Here is an 18,217-nt window from a genome sequence, read left to right on the forward strand (position 1 = left end):
TCCCATCAGAATGCCTCTGCATAAACGGTAGTTTCCCTTTATTTCAATGTTTCGGTTCGCTTTTACGACAAAAGAGCTAGGCGCCGGAATGGCACTTAGCTCTTTTTGTGATTGTATCTTGACGGTTGCTGCGTCACTCGATTATTGCCGTTCGGGATGGGACAGCTCGATTACCGTCGGTGTCGGATTAAGGAGCGCTTCACGGGTCCGATCGCCGAGTTGGCCTTTATCGTTCGCTCCCCAAGTCAGAAAAGCGCCTTCCCGGGTTTGTGCCCCGCTGCTCATAAATCCGGCCGTCACCGATTGAACCGGCGTTTGGATGCTAGTCTTCACCGGAAGCGTGCGCGACAGATTCGATCCGTCTCCCAGTTGGCCGTTTTTGTTGTAGCCCCAAGCCCATACGGAGCCGTCTTCCTGCAGCGCCATGCTATGCAGGCCGCCGGCAGAGATCTGAACGATTGCGCCGATGCCGGGAACCGCCTCCGGGTAGGAACGATTCGTACGACTACCGTCTCCCAGCGCTCCTTCGCTATTGTCTCCCCACGCCCAGACCGTGCCGTCTTGCAGGAGAGCCATACTATGGAAGATACCGGCAGATACGGCCGTCACCTGACTTAGACCGCCGAGCTGCACAGGCGAGTGCCGGTCGGTTACGGTACCGTCTCCCAATTGACCATAGCCATTTTGGCCCCACGTCAACACCGTTCCGTCATTCTTGACGGCCAGGTTGTGAAAGGCGCCGCCGCTGATCGAAACGATCCCGTTCAGACCCGGCACTTGAACCGGCGTCAACCGGTCGGCCGTTGAGCCGTCGCCCAGTTGACCGTAAGCGTTCAGTCCCCACGCCCATATCGTACCGTCCCTTTTGAGCGCCAGAGAATGCAGCTGTCCGGCCTGGACCGCAATGACGTCATGTAATTCCGGCACCTGGACCGGATTCCGCTTCGACTCGGTCGTACCGTCCCCCAATTGTCCGTAGGAGTTGTCACCCCAAGCCCACACGGTCCCGTCCTCCCGGACCGCCAGAGAATGGTTATGCCCGGCAGCGACCGCATCTATCCCGGTTAATTCCGGCATTTGCACCGGGATAAAACTGGATGCCGCCGATTGACTGCCCAGGCGGCTTAACCGGGAATACCCCCATGACCATACGGCGCCGTCACGATCGAGCGCAAGCGTGTGCAGCGAGTTGGCTCGGCCCATAACAATTTTTGGGGCGTCAGCCGATGCGAGAGGCAGTGTACTTGCCATCACGATGTTGCTCATCGGCGATACGTTTCCCGCCGCATCCTTCGCCGCAATGGCGAACGAATAGGTGGTCCCGGCTGTGAGGCCCGTAATGGAAGCTGCATACGTTCCATAGGTGACGGTCGTTACCGATGCAGGAGACGTATGGTTGTAAATCACATACTCCGTTACGCCAATATTATCGGTTGCAGCCGTCCAACTAAGGCTGATGCTGTTGACCGTTCTGCTCCCGAGCTTTAGAAGAGGCGCCCCTGGAGGCGTGACATCCCGAAGCGCACTTCCCGGCGGTGGGGAGTACACGCTCCCGCTTACTGAGCTTGAACCGTAAGTAGAAGTCGTGACACTCCCGCCCGGAACCTGGACTGAACCGCCAACCGCCGGCTGCGTACCCGCGAGCGGTACGAGCAAAGGTAAAGCAAGAGTACAAACCAGCAATTTATTCGTTTCTATTTTTTTCATACCATACATTCCTCCCAAATGCTTGAGGCTCCGATCGAACAGGCGCAAACCGGACCTCTTCCGGTCCGATCTGCCTCGCCTGCCATCGGCATTTTATGCGCACTAGTCAATGCTTACCCCGGCGCTTGCATAACCTGGCAGGGTATTAACTAGACTAACACCGGTAGCAGTTGCCGAATACACCAATAACAATCGTTCGCCTTGAGCTACATCAACTGGGGTTGGTAAAGTGTGCAATCCGGTTGAAATGTTCCCGATTGAAATCATTCCTGTCATATCAGGCGTCAGATTAATGCCGTTCCCCGGTAGGACTGGCGTAAACACATTGCTGTTATAAGCCGCCTTGTATAACTGGACATGAATCGATACGGTTGTTCCTATATAGGCTGCAGCCTGTGTTGTGCTGAAAAAAGCGGAAATTGAAGATATTTTACCAGATCTGGGAACAACAAAAGCGTAATTCATCTCTGCCCCCCCAGAACCGGTTAGATCTATCGTTCCCCCTGATGGAGACGGAACATTACCGGACTTCCCGTAACCAAGAGCAACTACATCCCCCGATAATCCCCCGGCAATAGTTGTAACTGTAATAGGCGCACCTGAAGCAAACGGTATGATCGTGCCGGCTCCAGCCGGGCCCGTTGCTCCTGTTGCTCCGGTAGCTCCCGTCGGACCGGTTGCTCCTGTTGCTCCTGTTGCTCCCTGCAAGCCTGCCGGTCCCGTCGGTCCCGTTACTCCATCGGCCCCGGTCGGTCCCGTCGGACCGGTTACGCCATCGGCTCCTGTTGCTCCTGTTGCTCCCTGCAAGCCTGCCGGTCCCGTCGGTCCCGTTACTCCATCGGCCCCGGTCGGTCCCGTCGGACCGGTTACGCCATCGGCTCCCGTTGCTCCTGTTGCTCCCTGCAAGCCTGCCGGTCCCGTCGGTCCCGTTACTCCATCGGTTCCGGCCGGTCCCGTCGGACCGGTTACGCCATCGGCTCCCGTTGCTCCTGTTGCTCCCTGCAAGCCTGCCGGTCCCGTCGGTCCCGTTACTCCATTCGCTCCAGTCGCTCCCGTTGCACCTTGCGGGCCTGCGATTCCTTGCGCACCTTGCGGGCCTGTCGCTCCCGCCGATCCGCTATCGCCCCTGTCACCATTCTCGCCCTTCTCGCCCTGCTCTCCTTTTTCACCTTTCTCACCTGGATCGCCCTTGTCGCCCTTGTCTCCTTTGTCACCCTTTGGTCCCGCCAAAGCGCCCTCCGAAGCGGCTTCCACGAAAAATGCAATACTTCCGTTATGTACGACCGTAACAAGCTTTCCCGACTCCAGAACGGCTGCGCTTTCCGCAAAAACCACCGCATCCGCGTCCAGCTTGAATTCCGTCCTTGTGCCCTCGCGGTTCAATATTGCAATCATTGTCTCGGTCAGTTCCACCAATGTTCCGCGCGTAACCCGATCCAACTGCCGCTCCGACTGCCGCTCGGCATTACTTAACACGACTGCGAGCTGCGCGCGGGTGATCGGCTGCTTAGGTTTGAACGTATTATCGGGAAAACCGCTGATAACATTGAATTGTGCCGCCGCATTTACATACCCTGCGGCCCAACCGGAGATTTCGTTCGAGTCGACGAACGATACGGGCGTATTCGCAAGCGCTTCTGCCTGTGAAGTCTTGCCCATCGCGCGAACGACCAGCCTAGTCAGCCATTCGCGGCTCGCTGGCTGATTGCCCCAATCCGCTCCCGTAATCGACTCCTCGCTTCTCACGAGTATGCCTTTCTCCAAAGCAATCAGAACCCAATTCTTAGCCCAATCGTCGACCTCAAGCGACAAACTGGCCGGTAGAGGGGACGCGTCCTCATAGCCCAGAAAGCGAACGATCATAATAACGGCTTCTTGTTGACTGACCGGGCTGTCCGGATTGAAGTTGCCGATTCCGTCCCCCTCGGTTAGTCCCAAAGCAGCCGCCTTGGAGATGTATTTAAACGCCCAGGAAGAACGGTCCACGTCCGCAAAGGAAGCCGCATGTACGGTAGCGGGCTGCAAAGGACCGAAGCTGGGGAAGGACGATACCGCAAGCTGACTTACGACCAAAAAAGCCATAGACGTTTTAAAGAGGGATTGCTTCTTGTCTTTCATTCCTCATTACCTCCGAAGATTCTAGGATATTTTGAAAATACCGCCGATTGGCCAGCACCCGGCTATCGTTGGGGACATACGAAGCGGCCTGCTCGTTATGGCTGCGGGCCTGCTCCCGCCGCCCCAAGCGGTCATAGCAGACGCACAGCTGAAGATGCGGCAGCCAGGTCCAGCAGGCCAGCTCGATCATCGCGTTCGGTTCGCTCGGCTTCGGGAGAGCCAGCGCCTGCTCATACCAAAGGCACGCTTCCTCATACTCCCCGGACTGCATGAAGTAATAACCGAGCCTGCAGCACTGCTCCGCTCTCGGCAAGGCGTAAGCGAACGACTGGATCACTTTGTTCTTCGCCTCGGAGAGCCGGCCGAGTTCCGCCAAACAGTCGGCGGCCCGGGCGCAAGCGGATATTTTGTCCTCCACCCAGCCGGCGGGCATCTGCAGAAACTGCTCATATACGGCCGCAGCCCGCTCCCATTGTTTGTTGTCGCGCAGCTCGTTGGCGAAATAAAACGTGTCTCTCGGCGTGAACGTTTCATTCGAGGCCAGACGCGCTTCGTAAATACGCAAGTTTCGGGTAGAGTTCTTATGCATTCGGCGGTGAGTGATGCCAATGTCGGAGTACATAATGTTGCCAGATACTTTCAGGTATTCGTGCACCACGCCGATCCATTGAAAGTTGCGTTCCCGCCTCACCAACCTGTTTCTTCGCAGGCTTGCCGCAGGCCGCCCCTCCTCGTCGAACGACAGATTATAATGCATGGATACGGAATCGACATTCCACTCCAGAGAGGACAATACCGCTCTAAGCTTTTCGGCGTCCTCGGGCAGAACGACATCGTCCGCATCGAGCCACAGGATGTACTCCTTCGTAGCGAGACTGAATGCATAATTGCGGGCTTTGGCGAAGTCGTCCACCCATTCGAAGTCCGCGATCCGGTCGGCGTACCGGGCCGCCAGCTCTTTGGTTCCGTCCGTCGATCCGGTATCCACGATAACAATCTCATCGACCAGCTCGCGAACGTTGGACAAACAGCGCTCAAGCGTCGCCTCCTCGTTTTTGACGATCATGCACAGGCTCACCGTAACCGGCCTGCCCCATCGGTTGAGCGCTTCGTTGATATTCACGCCCCACTTCTCCTTGGCCAAAACCCGATTGCGCTCCAACTGCCGGTTGTACCAAAGGGGATCATCCGGGAACAGGGGCGGAGGCGGCAAATAACGCACAAAGCAATCCTCCGCTATATACAGGCTGAAGCCCTCCTTAAGAAGCCGATAACACAAGTCGTCATCCTCAAAAGCCTCCAACCCGAACCGCTCGTCAAATCCGCCCACGAGCTCGAAGGCGTTCCGTTTCACGAGGAGAAAACCGCTTAACAAACGGTTTACCTTCTTGCAGTGTCCCGTCCTCGTCAATTGCAGCGCTTTGGCCGTATGGTCCAATTGCTGCATATTGCCGCAAGCAACCGCCATATGCTGCTCTCCGCTTACGTCATTGCTATAGGGACCGGCCATCGCGGCATCCTCATAACGATCGAGACATACCGACAAGGAGTTCAGCCATCCTTCGGAAACGATCATGTGATCACGAAGAAAAACAAGTCGCTCCCCCTTTGCGGCCGAAGCGCCTTGATTATAGCCTTTCGCTACACCGACAGGGACTTCATTCGTAATCACCGTACAGTCCAGCTTCGACAGCCATTTGCTCTCGGGTTCGTCGATCGCCCCGTCGTTGACCACAATCAGGTCGTAAGGAGCATCTGTGTACATGCGGATTCTGGACAAACACATCTCTAGCAGCTGTTCATGCTGCGCAAGCAAAATAATGCTGACTGACATGGAGCCCTCCTTTTTCCGGCAGGGTAGCTTTGGGTACATCCATTACAAATGTACAGTCGGTTAAGAGCCTGTCCGATCGATGATCCTTGAAGCCGTTCCCGGAGCTCGACAGGAACCGACACATACGTCTATAGTAGCAAAACGATTTCAAACGATTTTTATTCGATCACCTCCTTTTGCTGAGCAAGTTCTGAGCAAATAGGACTACAAGACACTTTTTCGACAATATTTCCCAAAAACAAGCAAGAAATTTACAAAAAGTATTTGCGATCGCCAAAAAGACCCTGATCCGATCATCCGATCGGCCAGGGTCTTTTTTATCATTTCATTCCGTTTACTTCCACTCCGGACCTTTATAGCCGGAATCGTTCAATGCATCGTTCACTTCCTTCAGCACTTGAGAGCCGCCTTTGTCCATCCATTCCTTCACCATTTTGTCCCAATCGGAAATCGGCTTTTCGCCGAAGATCATTTTGGTTTGCTCGGTGTACAGGAATTTGCTCAGGTCGGAGTCTTTCGTCGCTCTTGTCTCAGAGAACACCGCATTGACCGGGTTGACATAATGCTTCATGTTTTTGTGCAGCGTTTCGAACTGGGCGGCTACGTCGCGGAGCAGCGGGATCGTATATTCTTTCGAATATCCGTTCGCGTCATCGCTTGGAGCCCACATGCGGCTATCCGGCAAGTAGTTCATCGGAGCCATTCCTTTTTCTTCGATCTCTCTTTGCACCGCGCCGTTTGCAATTTTGTAACCTTGGTTCTCAAGGCCGTTCAGCCAGTCAAAGTCTTTGTTGCTTGCGTTACGCTGTTCCAGCGTGTAGAATTTCCGGCCGTAGTCGATCATCTCGAGGATGCGTTTCACTTTGTCCGGATCGTCCTTCAGCTTCGCGCTGAGCATCACTACGCCGTAGTATCCAGGCGTCGTCGTGTAGCCTTGGCTTCCGTCCGGCGCTTTGAACATCGGAATCGGCGCCAGCTTGGCGTTCGGGTTAATGTCGACCAGACCTTGCATCCATGTCGGGTTCATACCGCGAGGCGTTCCGATAAAGATCCCCGCTTTGCCGCCGTAGAACTCCTTCGTATTGACCTGCGTCCAGTTCAAAAGCGCGAAGTCCTTGGTGATAGCGCCTTCCTTGTACAGATCGGCGAGCCATTGGACATGGTCTTTGCGCGCGTTCGAGATAAAGCCCGGGATGACCTGCCCTTGATCGTTTTTATGATACCAGGCGTTGAGGTCCCAGTACGTGCCCATCGCATATTGCGGGTTGATATTCTCTGCCATCGCGAGTCCGTACGTATCGGCTTTGCCGTTGCCGTCCGGGTCGTTTTTGGTGAACGCAATCGCCACCTGCTTCAGCTCTTCGTAGTTCGTCGGCATTTTCAGGTTCAGCTTCTCCAGCCAATCGGTCCGGATCATCGGCGTCAGTTCGTAAGTTTCGGTCAAATACTTCTGGATGCCGTAAATTTTGCCGCCCACGGAAACCGACTTGCGCACGTTTTCCGGAATGAGCTTGAACGACTCGTATTTGTCCATATATTCGTTAAGCGGCAAGAACGCACCCTGCTTCGCCCATTTGTAGAAGTTGGCGTCCGGCGCTTCAAGCACAATAATGTCCGGGATGTCGCCGGAAGCGACAACGGCGCTCAGCTTCTGAACATAGTCGGAACGGACGACGTATTGCGGCTTGTAATCGACGTTGAACTTCTCGTTAATCATCTGGATGCCCTTGCCGTCGGCCGGAGGCAGCGCTCCGTAACGGTAGTCGATCATCGAGATCGTATGTTTCTTGGAAGCCCCCGCCTGACCTTCGTTATTCGCGCCCGCTGCGGGCGGTTTCTCTGCTTCTTTGCCGGTTCCGCAAGCGACGGCCGTTGCCGACAGCGCGACGATCAGGCCGGCTGCCAATACTTTTTTCATTGCCATGTTGAATGGATCCCCTTCCCCTAATGGAATGATTGCACTTGATGATTCCCTACTTCTTTTCATAGTAGAAGTTGAACTACTAACTTCCTGGATAGACCGAATGCAATGGAGTAAAAGATCACCCCTTGACCGATCCCAGCATCACCCCCTTGGCGAAATGCTTTTGCAGAAACGGATACACGATCAGAATCGGTACGGTCGCGACAATGATCGCAGCCATCTGGATCGTCTCCGCAGGCGGAGCGTTCTCAAGCAGAATCTGTCCGTTCGCCAGCGTATTTTGCGCTTCGTTTACGACGACGATTTGCCGCAGGATCACTTGGATCGGCCACCAGCGCTGGTCGTTCATGTACAGGATCGCGGAGAAATAGTTGTTCCAGTGATATACCGCGTAGAACAGTCCGAACGCCGCCAGCGAAGGCTTGGACAGCGGCAGTATGATGCGCCAGAACGACTGCAGGTCGTTGGCCCCGTCGATATGAGCCGCCTCGTGCAGCTCGCTCGGAATGCTTTGGAAAAACTGCCGCATGATGATCAGGAAAAACGGCGTAATCGCCACCGGCAATATGAGCGCCCAGATCGAATCGATCAGGCCGGTTTCCTTCACGACCAGATAAGTCGGGATCATGCCGGCGTTAAACAGCATCGTGAACAACACCATAAACGTTACTGTGCGTTGACCGAACACCGGGCGCGACAAGACGTAAGCGAACGTCGACGTAAACGCCAGATTGACGAGCGTCCCGACGACTGTAATCAGCCCGGTCACCCATAACGAGCGGATGAACGATTTCGATACGAAAATGAATTCGTAGGCGTCCAGCACCCATTCTTTCGGGATGAGCATAAAGTCGCTCTGCATATATTCTTTGTAGGACGAGAACGATACGGCTACGACGTATACGAACGGAAACAGCATCACGAGCGCCGTAACCGCAAGCAAAATATAGTTGGTAAAATCGAGCACCCGGCTGGATATCGATTTGTCTTTCATGCTGCAGTCTCCTTTCCGGCCACCATCAGTACACGCCTTCTTCGCCGAATTTTTTGGCCAGCTGGTTCGCCGCCATGACGAGGACAAGCCCGACTACGCCTTTGAACATGCCGACCGCCGTAGCGAAGCTGTAGTCCGCCTGTTGGATGCCCTTGAAAAACACGAAGGTGTCGAGAACGTTTTGCGTCTCCTCGTTAAACGGATTGAGCATCAGGAATACTTGCTCGAAGCCGCTGTCAAGCACGGTGCCGAGACGAAGAATCAGCATGATGACGATCGTCGAACGGATCGCAGGCAGCGTGATATGCCAGATTTGCCGCATCCGGCTGGCGCCGTCCATCACGGCCGCTTCGTACAGGCTCGGATTCACTCCCGCGAGCGCCGCCAGGAAGATGATCGTGCCCCAGCCCGCTTCCTTCCAGATCACCTGCGTGATGATCATCGGCTTGAAGTAGGACGGATCGGTCATGAACGGAATCGTTTCCCAGCCTAGCGAATCCCGCAAGAAGATGTTGACGAGCCCTTCGCCCCGGAAGAAGATGATCCAAATACCCACTACGACAACCCACGACAAAAAGTGCGGCAAATAAATGATTGATTGGATGACGCGCTTGTACACCTGATTGCGCACCTCATTCAGCATAAGGGCCATCAAGATCGGCATCGGAAACGCGAATGCGATTTGCAGGAACGATAAGTACAGCGTGTTCCAAAGAACCTTTACGACCTCCGTGTCTTCGAATATGCGCCGGAAATGCTCCAGACCCACCCATTCGCTGTTGAATATCCCCTGAAACGGATTAAAATCGATAAACGCCAAATACAGCCCGAACATCGGCGCGTACTTGTATACGAGGAAATAAGCGAGTCCCGGCAGTCCGAGCAGCAGCAAGTACCGGTCTTTCCATAACCGGGCCCGCATCCGCTTCCATACCGATGTCTCTGCCTGTCCCGAAAGAACTGCGGCTGATTCCGTATTCATCTCTTTGTTTTGTCCCCCTTCTCGTCGGTCTTGGCTGTCTCTTGTCCGTAGCATACCCCGCATGCGTTTTTAATCGCAATTATCTGTTGCGGGCGCGGAGATGATAAACAATTAACGCGAAAAGATAAAGATTTCGTTAAGAGAAACAGGCATAACACGGCGGGAGTGGGGAGCGTCTCCGGAGTGTTTCAGGGAAGCGAATCGGCGAATTGGCGGATTGGGGGACCGGCAGATCGGAGCAAAAGAAAAACGACCGCCAAGCAGAGTCTGCTCGCAGTCGTTCAGGGGTACAAAAGTGCTATTTTTGATTTTCCTCCGGTCCCGGTTCGTCATCGTGATCGCGGAATTGCTTGCGGTACTGCCCGGGAGGAATTTGTACGGTTTGCTTGAAAATCCGGGTAAAGTTTTGTACGGACGTGTAGCACAGCTTCTCCGAAATGTCCTTGATCGGCATGTCGGTATGGACGAGCAGCTCTTTCGCTTTCTCCATCCGGTACTGGATCAGGTAATCTCCGAAATTGACGTCGGTCTCTTCCTTAAAGGTCCGGCTGAGCAGGGACGGCGACATCCCGAAATGATCGGCCACATGCTGAAGCGACAGGTCGGTATCGTAACGTTCGTGAATATAGTCGAGAACCTGCTGGATCGCCGACTTCTGCCTGGACGTGCGCAAGCTTCCCATATGCCGGGCGACCGCCGGGAAAATCGTTCCCGTCAGCCATTCCGTCACCTCGGTAATGCTCGTCTTGGCATACAGCTCCTTGTACGGATCGTCCGGGAAAAATGCCTTCGGATCAAGTCCCATCTCCTGAATCCGGACTTCCAGCTCTCCGATCAAGTAAGCGTACAACCCGAGCACGGTCTCCGAGTTTTGCACGTACAGCGGCACTTCCCGCATCATGTCCTCCAGCTCGACTCCGGCCGACTCCAGATCGCCTTGGGCGATGCTGGCGACGATTTTTTTCTGCCGCTTGATGATCGCGGTCCTGGATTGCTGGACGGAGGGCAGCAGCTCGCGGCTCGTGATAAGCTGGTTGTGGCCGAGCAGCAGCCGGTAGCTGAGCAGTTCCAGCGCCTGCTGGTATGCCTCGCTGATGCCCCGGTAGCTTTGCACGGGACGGCTTAAGGCGACGGTTACGGAAAATTGGAAATATTGCCGGACCTTCCCGTTAATTTGCCCGACCATCTCGCGAATCTCGCCCTCGACGGCGTCGCTGATCCGGTTCAGACCGATGACGATCGCCACTTGTCCCGGGAGCGGCGCAGCGGTAATGCAAGTGAAGGCGGGCTCTTGCTCGCACAACTCCTCGCACATTTTGCGCAGCGCGTACAGCATCAGCGACCGGTCCTTTTCCCGGTACGTTTCCCGGAACCGGCCGAACTCGTCTACGTCGACGAGCGCGACGGCGAACCAGCTTCCTTTCAGCGGAAATCCGAACTGTTCCGTTTTCTCGCGGATATCCTGGTCATCCATCTCTCCGCGAAGCAGCTGCTGGAGTACCGTTTCTTTGAAATACGGCAGCTGCTCATTCAGCCGGTGCTGCAGTCGGTCGTTCGTCTGCACGACATGATGAATAAACGAATCGAGCGCCTCCAGGCCGTCCTGCTGCGCCTTCCCGCCCCTTCCGTTCCCATTCCCGTCTCCCGAAAATTTGGCCGACAGCCGCTGAATCGGGACATACATCCATTTGGCTCCGAATAAGGCGATGAGCATCCATAACACGACCAAAATGGCGACGATCGTCCAGGTGAGCGACTGGATGCGTTTGGCCTTAACGGTTAACATCTCATTGTCGGTAAGAGCCAGATACGTCCAGTTGTTAAAAGCCGACCGCTCCATCGATACTTTGTAATCGGTGCCGTCCAAATGAAGGATCGAGGGCGCCCCGTCCGGGTCGCTCCAATACCGGTACAGCTCGGTCGAATAGATCCGGGTGCCGATCTCGTCCGGATTGTGGCTGGCGGCCACGGTCCCGTCCTTGTCGAGCACGAGCAGCCTGCGGTGCTCGCCGAGCTGCACGCTCTGCACGAAGTTGCTCAGCAGATCCGACGGGGCGTGCAGCATCAAGTACCCGTCCGGCTTCTCCGAATAAAACAGCGGCACCGGGCGAATGACCAGTAGTTCGTCCTGATTCGGATACGTCCGCGGCGAGATGACGACCTGCGTGCTGTACTGGGCGCTGATTTGCCGGACGATATCGCGGTATTGAAAATCGTCGAGGGTGTATAAGCCGTTGCCGTTGCGATTCGAATACACTTTGTTGAACCCGGTGTAGATGACGGAGATGTCGTAGCGGACTTCCGAGAAGCTGCGCTGCTTCTGCACAAGCTCGAACGCGTCCATCGTCAGATCGTACGTTTGCATGGAGGGGCCGAGCTGGACCGATTTCTCGATCAAGGAGTTGTTGGCCAGCTCGATCGAAGCTTTCTCCAGCGTCTGCAGAAACCGGTCGACCTGAAACTGAATCTGCTTCAGGATGATTTGATGGTTATGGTCCACCTCATCCTGCACCATGCTGGATGCAATCATCGAGGACAGCATACCGAGCACAAGTACAGGGACAATATAAAGGAGGAGCGAGTATAGATAAAGCTTCCTTTTAAATGTCGTATTCGCCAACAGCCGCCGCAGTTTATCCATCTCCGCTCCCCCTTTCTTTGTATCTGGTAAGCTCTGTTTGCAAGCGTTGGCAGTAGCAGTTGTTAGCACCTGTCGCTTGGTGGCAGTTGCAGCTGTTAGCGGCGGTTTACAGCTCTTATACCGGGCCAACTGACGGTTTTGTCAAAAATAGAGGTGGTTTGCAGCTTTTATTTTACGCGAATTTTGCCCATTTGGGGTTGCAGCCCCAAAATAAGAGTCTCATTTAGCTCTTAAAGTGCTTGGTTTCCCCATTTCGTTTCAGATAAGAGCTGGCAAAAGCTCTTATTCGGCGCCGTGACCGCTATGAAGGGTGAATCGCGCGCACATTTCGCAACCGTTTTCAAAAAAAGAAGCAGACCCCAATCTGTAACCAAGCGGAGCTGCGTCGTTTTTTGTCGAAATTATAGTATATTGGCTTCCGCGTGTCAATGTAAGCAAACGATATATTTGTCTGGCCCGTGATCGCTGGGAGAAGACTTCTGCCGGCGATACAAAAGCCTCTAAACGCAGTCCTTTCCAAGACGAATAACTTCGGAAAGGATGAATATTTTTTTCACATATCAACAATAAAAGGGAACTTTCCTCCAAAGTGTGCTATACTCATTGTAGTTCCTTTTTCATTTTATTTCAACATATAAGGAGATCGGTCCGATGGAGCGAGTCGCGTCGATTGCGGCGAAATTGAAAGTGTATCTGGACAGTTTACTCCGCCGGGATGATTCGGGCCGGCTGTATGTGCTGGATGATGAGCTCGGCGACCGCGCGAGCTGCTGCACGACGGCCGAAGCGGCTTGTCTGTACGTGCTGAATGCCCGCTTGAACGGCGGGACGGAGACGGATTCGGCTATCGCCGCCGAGCTGATCGACGACGTGCTGCGCCGCCAGCTTCCGTCCGGAGCGTTCGGCCAGCCCTATTACGTCAAGCGTGGCGAGACGAGTACGGTCGATATCGCCGAGATCGGCGCTGCGGCCAACAGCCTGTATCACGTCTACAAGGCGACAGGCAACGAATCGGCCAAAGCAAGTCTGATCCGATCCGCGGAATACTTGCTTACCCAGGTTGCCGAAGAAAATCCCGGCGCGGTCTACAAAAATCCGAACGCCCGCATGCACGACGTGCTGAACGGCGACATTTACGCTGCACACACGCTGGGAAGAGCCTATGAGCTTACGCAGGACCCGGTATATTTGACGCAGATCGAACGGATCGTCGCACACGTAGCCGAACGCTTCGGGCGTCACAGCCCCGGCTGGTGGCCTTACACCGAGAAGTGGGACGGATCGGTCGGCATGGGGAACAGCGTAGCGTACCAGGCGACGATTATCGCTTTCGCTCACCCGCTGCTCCCGCTCTTATCCGCGTCTCTGCAAGCTGCATGGAAACGAATCGAGGAAGAAGCGGCCGCAATCGTGCTGCAAGCGCTGCAGGACGGTCCGAACGATTATAACGAGGCCCCTTGGTGGTGCCGCGACTGGCCGAACGTGCCGGAAATTTTGCTCTCGCTCGCTCGCGTGCCGCATCTGGAGGAAGCCCGCGCTTACACCGAAGGGCGGCTGAAGGAAATGGAAGACGGCGTGACGGAGCACGGCATCGCTTATTTCCGGCCGAAAGTAAAAAACGACGATCCGGAGCGCACGCCGGTAACGACGACGTTCCGCAAGGCGGCCACCATCGGCGGCATCTTATGCGCAATCGGACTTGATTAACGAGCTGCCGGAACGTATCCGTTTCATCGTATCCTTTTGATCATCAACCAGACTATACGAGGAGTGTTTCACCCCATGAAACCGTTATTTGCAAAAAAAGGCTTGATCGTATCCTGCCAGGCGCTGCCCGGCGAACCGCTCTACCGGCAAGGCACGATGGCGCTTATGGCGTTGGCCGCCGAGCAAGGGGGCGCCATCGGCATCCGTGCGAACGGGCCGGACGATATCCGCGACATCAAAGCCGCCGTCAAGCTTCCGGTCATCGGCTTGCTGAAGCGCGACATTCCGGGATCGGACATTTACATTACCCCTGAGCTGGTCGACGTACAAGCGATCATCGAAGCCGGAGCCGAAGTCGTCGCCATGGATATGACGAATCGCGAAGACCGCGCCGAACGCGTTGTCGAGTTGATCCGCTACTGCCACGAGGCGGGCGTTGGCGTGATGGCCGACATCTCGACCGTGGAGGAAGGCGTGCTGGCCGAGTCGCTTGGCGCCGATCTGATCTCGACGACGATGTCCGGTTATACTCCTTACAGCCCGAAACAAGATGGGCCCGATCTGGAGCTCGTTCGCCAGCTGGCGCTGCGCCTGAAGAAGCCGGTTGTAGCCGAAGGCCGCATCTGGAGCCCGGAAGAGGCGGAACAGGCGCTGGAAGCGGGAGCCGAATATGTGGTCGTCGGCGGCGCGATTACACGTCCGCAGTTCATCACCCAAAAATATGCGGAGCGGCTCGGTCAATGGCTGAACCGGACGGGCGACCGCGAATAGGAAGGGATTCCGATGCAACAGAAGATGCAAAGCGACGTACTCGTTGTCGGAGGCGGGCTTGGAGGATGCGCGGCTGCGATGGCTGCCGCCAAGTCAGGCAAACGGGTTATCCTGACCGAAGAAACGGACTGGATCGGCGGCCAGGTAACGAGCCAGGCGGTTCCGCCCGACGAGCACCGCTGGATCGAGCAGTTCGGCTGTACCCGCACGTACCGGGCGTTCCGGAACAACGTGAGGGACTACTACAAGCGCAACTTTCCTCTGACGCCGTCTGCGATGGCGAACACCCGGCTCGATCCGGGCAACGGCATCGTCAGCCGTCTGTGCGTCGAACCACGCGCCGCATTGGCTGTTCTGAACGAGATGATGGCTCCCTATGTGCACAGCGGAGCGATAACGATCCTGCTGAATCACGTTCCGGTAGCCGCCGAAACCGACGATGACCGGGTCGTGAGCGTAACCGTGCGGCCTACCGCTGGCGGAGAGGAGCTGACGCTGTCCGCCCCGTACGTGCTCGACGCGACAGAATGCGGAGATCTGCTGCCGCTGGCCGGAGTCGAATATGTGATGGGCGCGGAGTCGAAGAGCGAGACCGGCGAGCCGAACGCCTTGGACGGGGACGCCGAGCCTGACGATATGCAGGCGTTCACGTACGTCTTCGCCGTGGATTACCAGGAAGGCGAAGATCATACGATCGGGAAGCCCCGGGATTACGAGTTGTGGAAGACGTACCAGGCGCCTTTTCAAAAAGACGTCATGCTCAGCTGGGCAACGTCGAACTACAGTCCTTTTCAATCGTACAGTCTGTTCCGCGTCCCGACTCCAGGCGTTTTCTCCTTGTGGGAATACCGCAGGGTGATCGACAAATCGAACTTCGTGCCGGGGACGTTCGACAGCGACATCACACTCGTGAACTGGCCGCAAAACGACTACTGGCTCGGCAACATCGTCGATGTAGACGAAGCGGAGCGGGAGGTCCATCTGGACCGCGCCAAGCAGCTAAGCCTTAGCCTGCTCTACTGGCTGCAGACGGAAGCACCGAGACCGGACGGAGGCTTCGGCTTCCCGGGCGTGCGCCTGCGCAAAGACGTGGTCGGCACCGAGGACGGCCTAGCCAAAGCGCCGTACATCCGGGAGTCCCGCCGGATCCGTGCGGAATTTACCGTCGTCGAGCAGCACATCAGCCCGGACGTGCGCGGCGCCGGACAAGGGGCCCAGAAATTCGCCGACTCGGTCGGCGTAGGCTGCTACCGGATCGATCTGCATCCGACGACCGGAGGGCGCGAGGGCTTCTACATTCCGAGCCTGCCGTTCCAGATCCCGCTCGGAAGTCTGATCCCGGTCCGGGTGGACAATCTGCTGCCCGCTTGTAAAAACATCGGCGTCACGCATCTGACGAACGGCTGCTACCGTCTGCATCCCGTCGAGTGGAACGTAGGCGAAGCGGCCGGTCATCTGGCTGCGTATTGCCTCGAGCACGGGTTAACTCCGCGTCAGGTACGCAATACGGAGCAGCATCTTCGCGACTTCCAGACCCTGCTCGTCCGTGAAGGCGTAGAGCTGGATTGGCCGGTTATCTCGCAAGTATAAACGAACAAACCTGATGGACAGCATGGCGAAAAGCCGCTTCGCTCCCGAGAAACCGTCACCGTTGGCGGCGTCTTGAAGAGCAAGCGGCTTTTGGTTGGTGTGCGGCTGCAAGCGCAAAAGCGCTCCGGCGCGCAACACCCCCCGTTTAATCGGCCGCTGCAGGCCCCTGGTTGCGACTCCGGATCAGTCCCGCCAACCCGCCCAGCAGAACCAGCAAAGCCGCAGCGTGCAGCATCACCCCGAATGAATCTCCTCCGATCGCAAGCCACAAGAGCAGCGGCGGAACGTGCAGCATCCCCGAGGTAGGCGCGAAGCCCATCAGCAACCTCACATGTCCCGGGTTATACCGCATAAGCTGGCCGACCGAGAAGGCGATCGTCATGAACGACGCGCCCATATTGATAACCGACCACAGCTCCACCGACGACGATTCGGACCCTTTCTCAGGTCCCAGGAAATCGAAGGAGAATCCGAAGCCCGACAAGTACAATAGCGAAACCGATAAAGACAGCAGTCCTCCGGCCAAAAGGACCAGAAGGAGTGCAGCATGTTTTCTTTCCGGCTCTTGTTTAACCATATACTCTCCTGCGCGCCTCCTCATAAAAAGCCCGGTTCGCCTTCACCCACGGGACTTCGGCTGCCTGCTCCTCGCTGAACAGTCCTCGTCCGAACGTTTCCGCACCTGAGCCTGCCGGAACGTCTTCCAGCTGGCTGACGCTCGCCCAGTAAAACACCATATAGCTGTCCGGGTACGGATACCGATGGCCGTCGGGCTTGGGGCCAAGCAGCCGAATTCTTTCGTAGCCGAGCACCCCGCAGGTGCCGGCGACAGCGCCCGCTTCTTCGTACAGTTCTCTTCTCATCGCCGCCTCAGCGGTTTCCCCGGGCTCCAGATGGCCGCCGGGAATGTCCCAGCCGCGCTCCTTCAGCATTGTGAGTACAAGCTTCCCTTCCAGAAAAGCCAGTACGAATGAACCCGTTATGAGCTCCAGCGCCGGCAATTGATCCGTTAACACCGAGCACGTTTCGTTGGGCAGCGGCAGACCTTTGTTGTTTTTCGATTCTCTGACTACCACGTTCATGGGTTCTCTGCTCCTTCGGGTTCCGACTTCCATCCGGGCTGCTCGAACGTGATCTCAAAGAAAGGATGGCCGGGGTCCGGACAAGGATCTCCCTTATCCCATAGCGGCCCCCTCCCTTTATCCTTGCGGTTGGCTTAGCTCTGCCTGCTCTAATTAGACGAAGGTTTGTGTATTTTCGTTTATTTTACCATTCATTTGAATCCGGTACTTGGAGAAAATCGTTTTAATCCTGCTTCCGGCCCCGGGAGGCTTGGCACAATCTTGCCTCATCGCTCCGAATGGTCCAGCAAAACGCGTCAAAATCGGATCTTCCCCTGATCCGGCATTCATGGCAAGATCAAGATCATATCCATCCGCAGGAGGTTTCGCTTATGACTACCCCATCCATCGAATACAAAATCAATACGCCGCTTCGGGCTGAAGAAGTTTCGGACGTTTTCAAGGCGTCCGGAATTAAACGTCCGGCGGATGACCTGGCCCGGATTCAAATGATGATCGACCACGCCAATCTTCAACTGACGGCCTGGGTCGGCGATACGCTTGTCGGGATCGCAAGAGCGGTCACCGATTTTTCATATTGCTGCTATTTGTCGGATCTCGCGGTGAGCAAAACGTATCAGAAGCGGGGGATCGGCACGGAGCTTGTGAAACGAACGCGGCAGCATCTGGGGGAGCAAGTGTCGCTGCTGCTGCTTTCCGCACCGGAAGCGATGGAATATTATCCGCGAATCGGCTTCAAGCGGATTGAGAACGCTTTTTTAATACCTCGAGTGAAGTGACGGGTTTAGCCCCGGCCAATCGAATATGGCGGCAGTCTGGAAGCAGGTCGGGGCGCTTCGGACTGCCGCAGCTCAAGGTAATCATTAC

The 18,217-nt window shown here is 55.9% G+C and carries 13 protein-coding genes; 4 read left to right on the forward strand and 9 right to left on the reverse strand.

Going from position 1 to position 18,217, the window contains the following annotated elements:
- Nucleotides 1–141: 141 nt before the first annotated feature.
- From IDH45_RS00475 to IDH45_RS00505, 7 genes are all read right to left on the reverse strand, one after another.
- Complete coding sequence (locus IDH45_RS00475; protein WP_190923641.1) at nucleotides 142–1,707, reverse strand: RCC1 domain-containing protein; 1,566 nt, start codon at nucleotides 1,705–1,707, stop codon at nucleotides 142–144.
- A 102-nt stretch (nucleotides 1,708–1,809) separates the two neighbouring features.
- Nucleotides 1,810–3,825, reverse strand: coding sequence for an exosporium glycoprotein BclB-related protein (locus tag IDH45_RS34875; RefSeq protein ID WP_190923643.1), 2,016 nt, complete (start codon nucleotides 3,823–3,825; stop codon nucleotides 1,810–1,812).
- Nucleotides 3,797–5,659 (reverse strand): glycosyltransferase, encoded by a 1,863-nt coding sequence (locus IDH45_RS34880; protein ID WP_190923645.1) that lies wholly within the window; start codon nucleotides 5,657–5,659, stop codon nucleotides 3,797–3,799. The genes IDH45_RS34875 and IDH45_RS34880 overlap by 29 nt, the downstream gene beginning before the upstream one ends.
- 334 nt (nucleotides 5,660–5,993) lie before the next feature.
- Nucleotides 5,994–7,583, reverse strand: coding sequence for an extracellular solute-binding protein (locus tag IDH45_RS00490; RefSeq protein ID WP_190923647.1), 1,590 nt, complete (start codon nucleotides 7,581–7,583; stop codon nucleotides 5,994–5,996).
- A gap of 118 nt (nucleotides 7,584–7,701) precedes the next feature.
- Nucleotides 7,702–8,577 (reverse strand): carbohydrate ABC transporter permease, encoded by an 876-nt coding sequence (locus IDH45_RS00495; RefSeq protein ID WP_190923648.1) that lies wholly within the window; start codon nucleotides 8,575–8,577, stop codon nucleotides 7,702–7,704.
- A 25-nt stretch (nucleotides 8,578–8,602) separates the two neighbouring features.
- A complete protein-coding gene (locus IDH45_RS00500; protein ID WP_223836270.1) occupies nucleotides 8,603–9,559 on the reverse strand; it encodes an ABC transporter permease in 957 nt (318 codons plus the stop codon).
- A gap of 298 nt (nucleotides 9,560–9,857) precedes the next feature.
- Nucleotides 9,858–12,200 (reverse strand): helix-turn-helix domain-containing protein, encoded by a 2,343-nt coding sequence (locus IDH45_RS00505; protein ID WP_190923649.1) that lies wholly within the window; start codon nucleotides 12,198–12,200, stop codon nucleotides 9,858–9,860.
- A 651-nt stretch (nucleotides 12,201–12,851) separates the two neighbouring features.
- Here IDH45_RS00505 and IDH45_RS00510 point away from each other — a divergent pair.
- The 3 genes from IDH45_RS00510 (at nucleotide 12,852) to IDH45_RS00520 (ending at nucleotide 16,268) form a co-directional block, all read left to right on the forward strand.
- Nucleotides 12,852–13,907: a glycoside hydrolase family protein gene (locus IDH45_RS00510; RefSeq protein WP_190923650.1), complete on the forward strand. Its 1,056-nt coding sequence runs from the start codon at nucleotides 12,852–12,854 to the stop codon at nucleotides 13,905–13,907.
- Nucleotides 13,908–13,982: 75 nt separating this feature from the next.
- Complete coding sequence (locus IDH45_RS00515) at nucleotides 13,983–14,678, forward strand: N-acetylmannosamine-6-phosphate 2-epimerase (RefSeq protein WP_190923651.1); 696 nt, start codon at nucleotides 13,983–13,985, stop codon at nucleotides 14,676–14,678.
- Between the two features lie 12 nt (nucleotides 14,679–14,690).
- Nucleotides 14,691–16,268 (forward strand): FAD-dependent oxidoreductase, encoded by a 1,578-nt coding sequence (locus tag IDH45_RS00520; protein WP_190923652.1) that lies wholly within the window; start codon nucleotides 14,691–14,693, stop codon nucleotides 16,266–16,268.
- Between the two features lie 145 nt (nucleotides 16,269–16,413).
- On the opposite strand, the gene IDH45_RS00525 is transcribed toward IDH45_RS00520, so the two are convergent.
- Together IDH45_RS00525 and IDH45_RS00530 are read right to left on the reverse strand one after the other, a co-directional pair.
- Nucleotides 16,414–16,845 carry a hypothetical protein gene (locus tag IDH45_RS00525; protein ID WP_190923653.1) on the reverse strand — a complete coding sequence of 144 codons (432 nt, stop codon included), beginning with the start codon at nucleotides 16,843–16,845 and terminating at the stop codon, nucleotides 16,414–16,416.
- Nucleotides 16,838–17,350: an NUDIX domain-containing protein gene (locus IDH45_RS00530; RefSeq protein WP_190923654.1), complete on the reverse strand. Its 513-nt coding sequence runs from the start codon at nucleotides 17,348–17,350 to the stop codon at nucleotides 16,838–16,840. The genes IDH45_RS00525 and IDH45_RS00530 overlap by 8 nt, the downstream gene beginning before the upstream one ends.
- A gap of 371 nt (nucleotides 17,351–17,721) precedes the next feature.
- Between IDH45_RS00530 and IDH45_RS00535 the strand changes: the two genes are divergently transcribed.
- Nucleotides 17,722–18,129 (forward strand): GNAT family N-acetyltransferase, encoded by a 408-nt coding sequence (locus tag IDH45_RS00535; protein ID WP_190923655.1) that lies wholly within the window; start codon nucleotides 17,722–17,724, stop codon nucleotides 18,127–18,129.
- Nucleotides 18,130–18,217 lie beyond the last annotated feature (88 nt).

Origin of the sequence: Paenibacillus oceani, from assembly GCF_014705615.1 — a bacterium.
GTDB classification, from domain to species: domain Bacteria; phylum Bacillota; class Bacilli; order Paenibacillales; family NBRC-103111; genus Paenibacillus_AB; species Paenibacillus_AB oceani.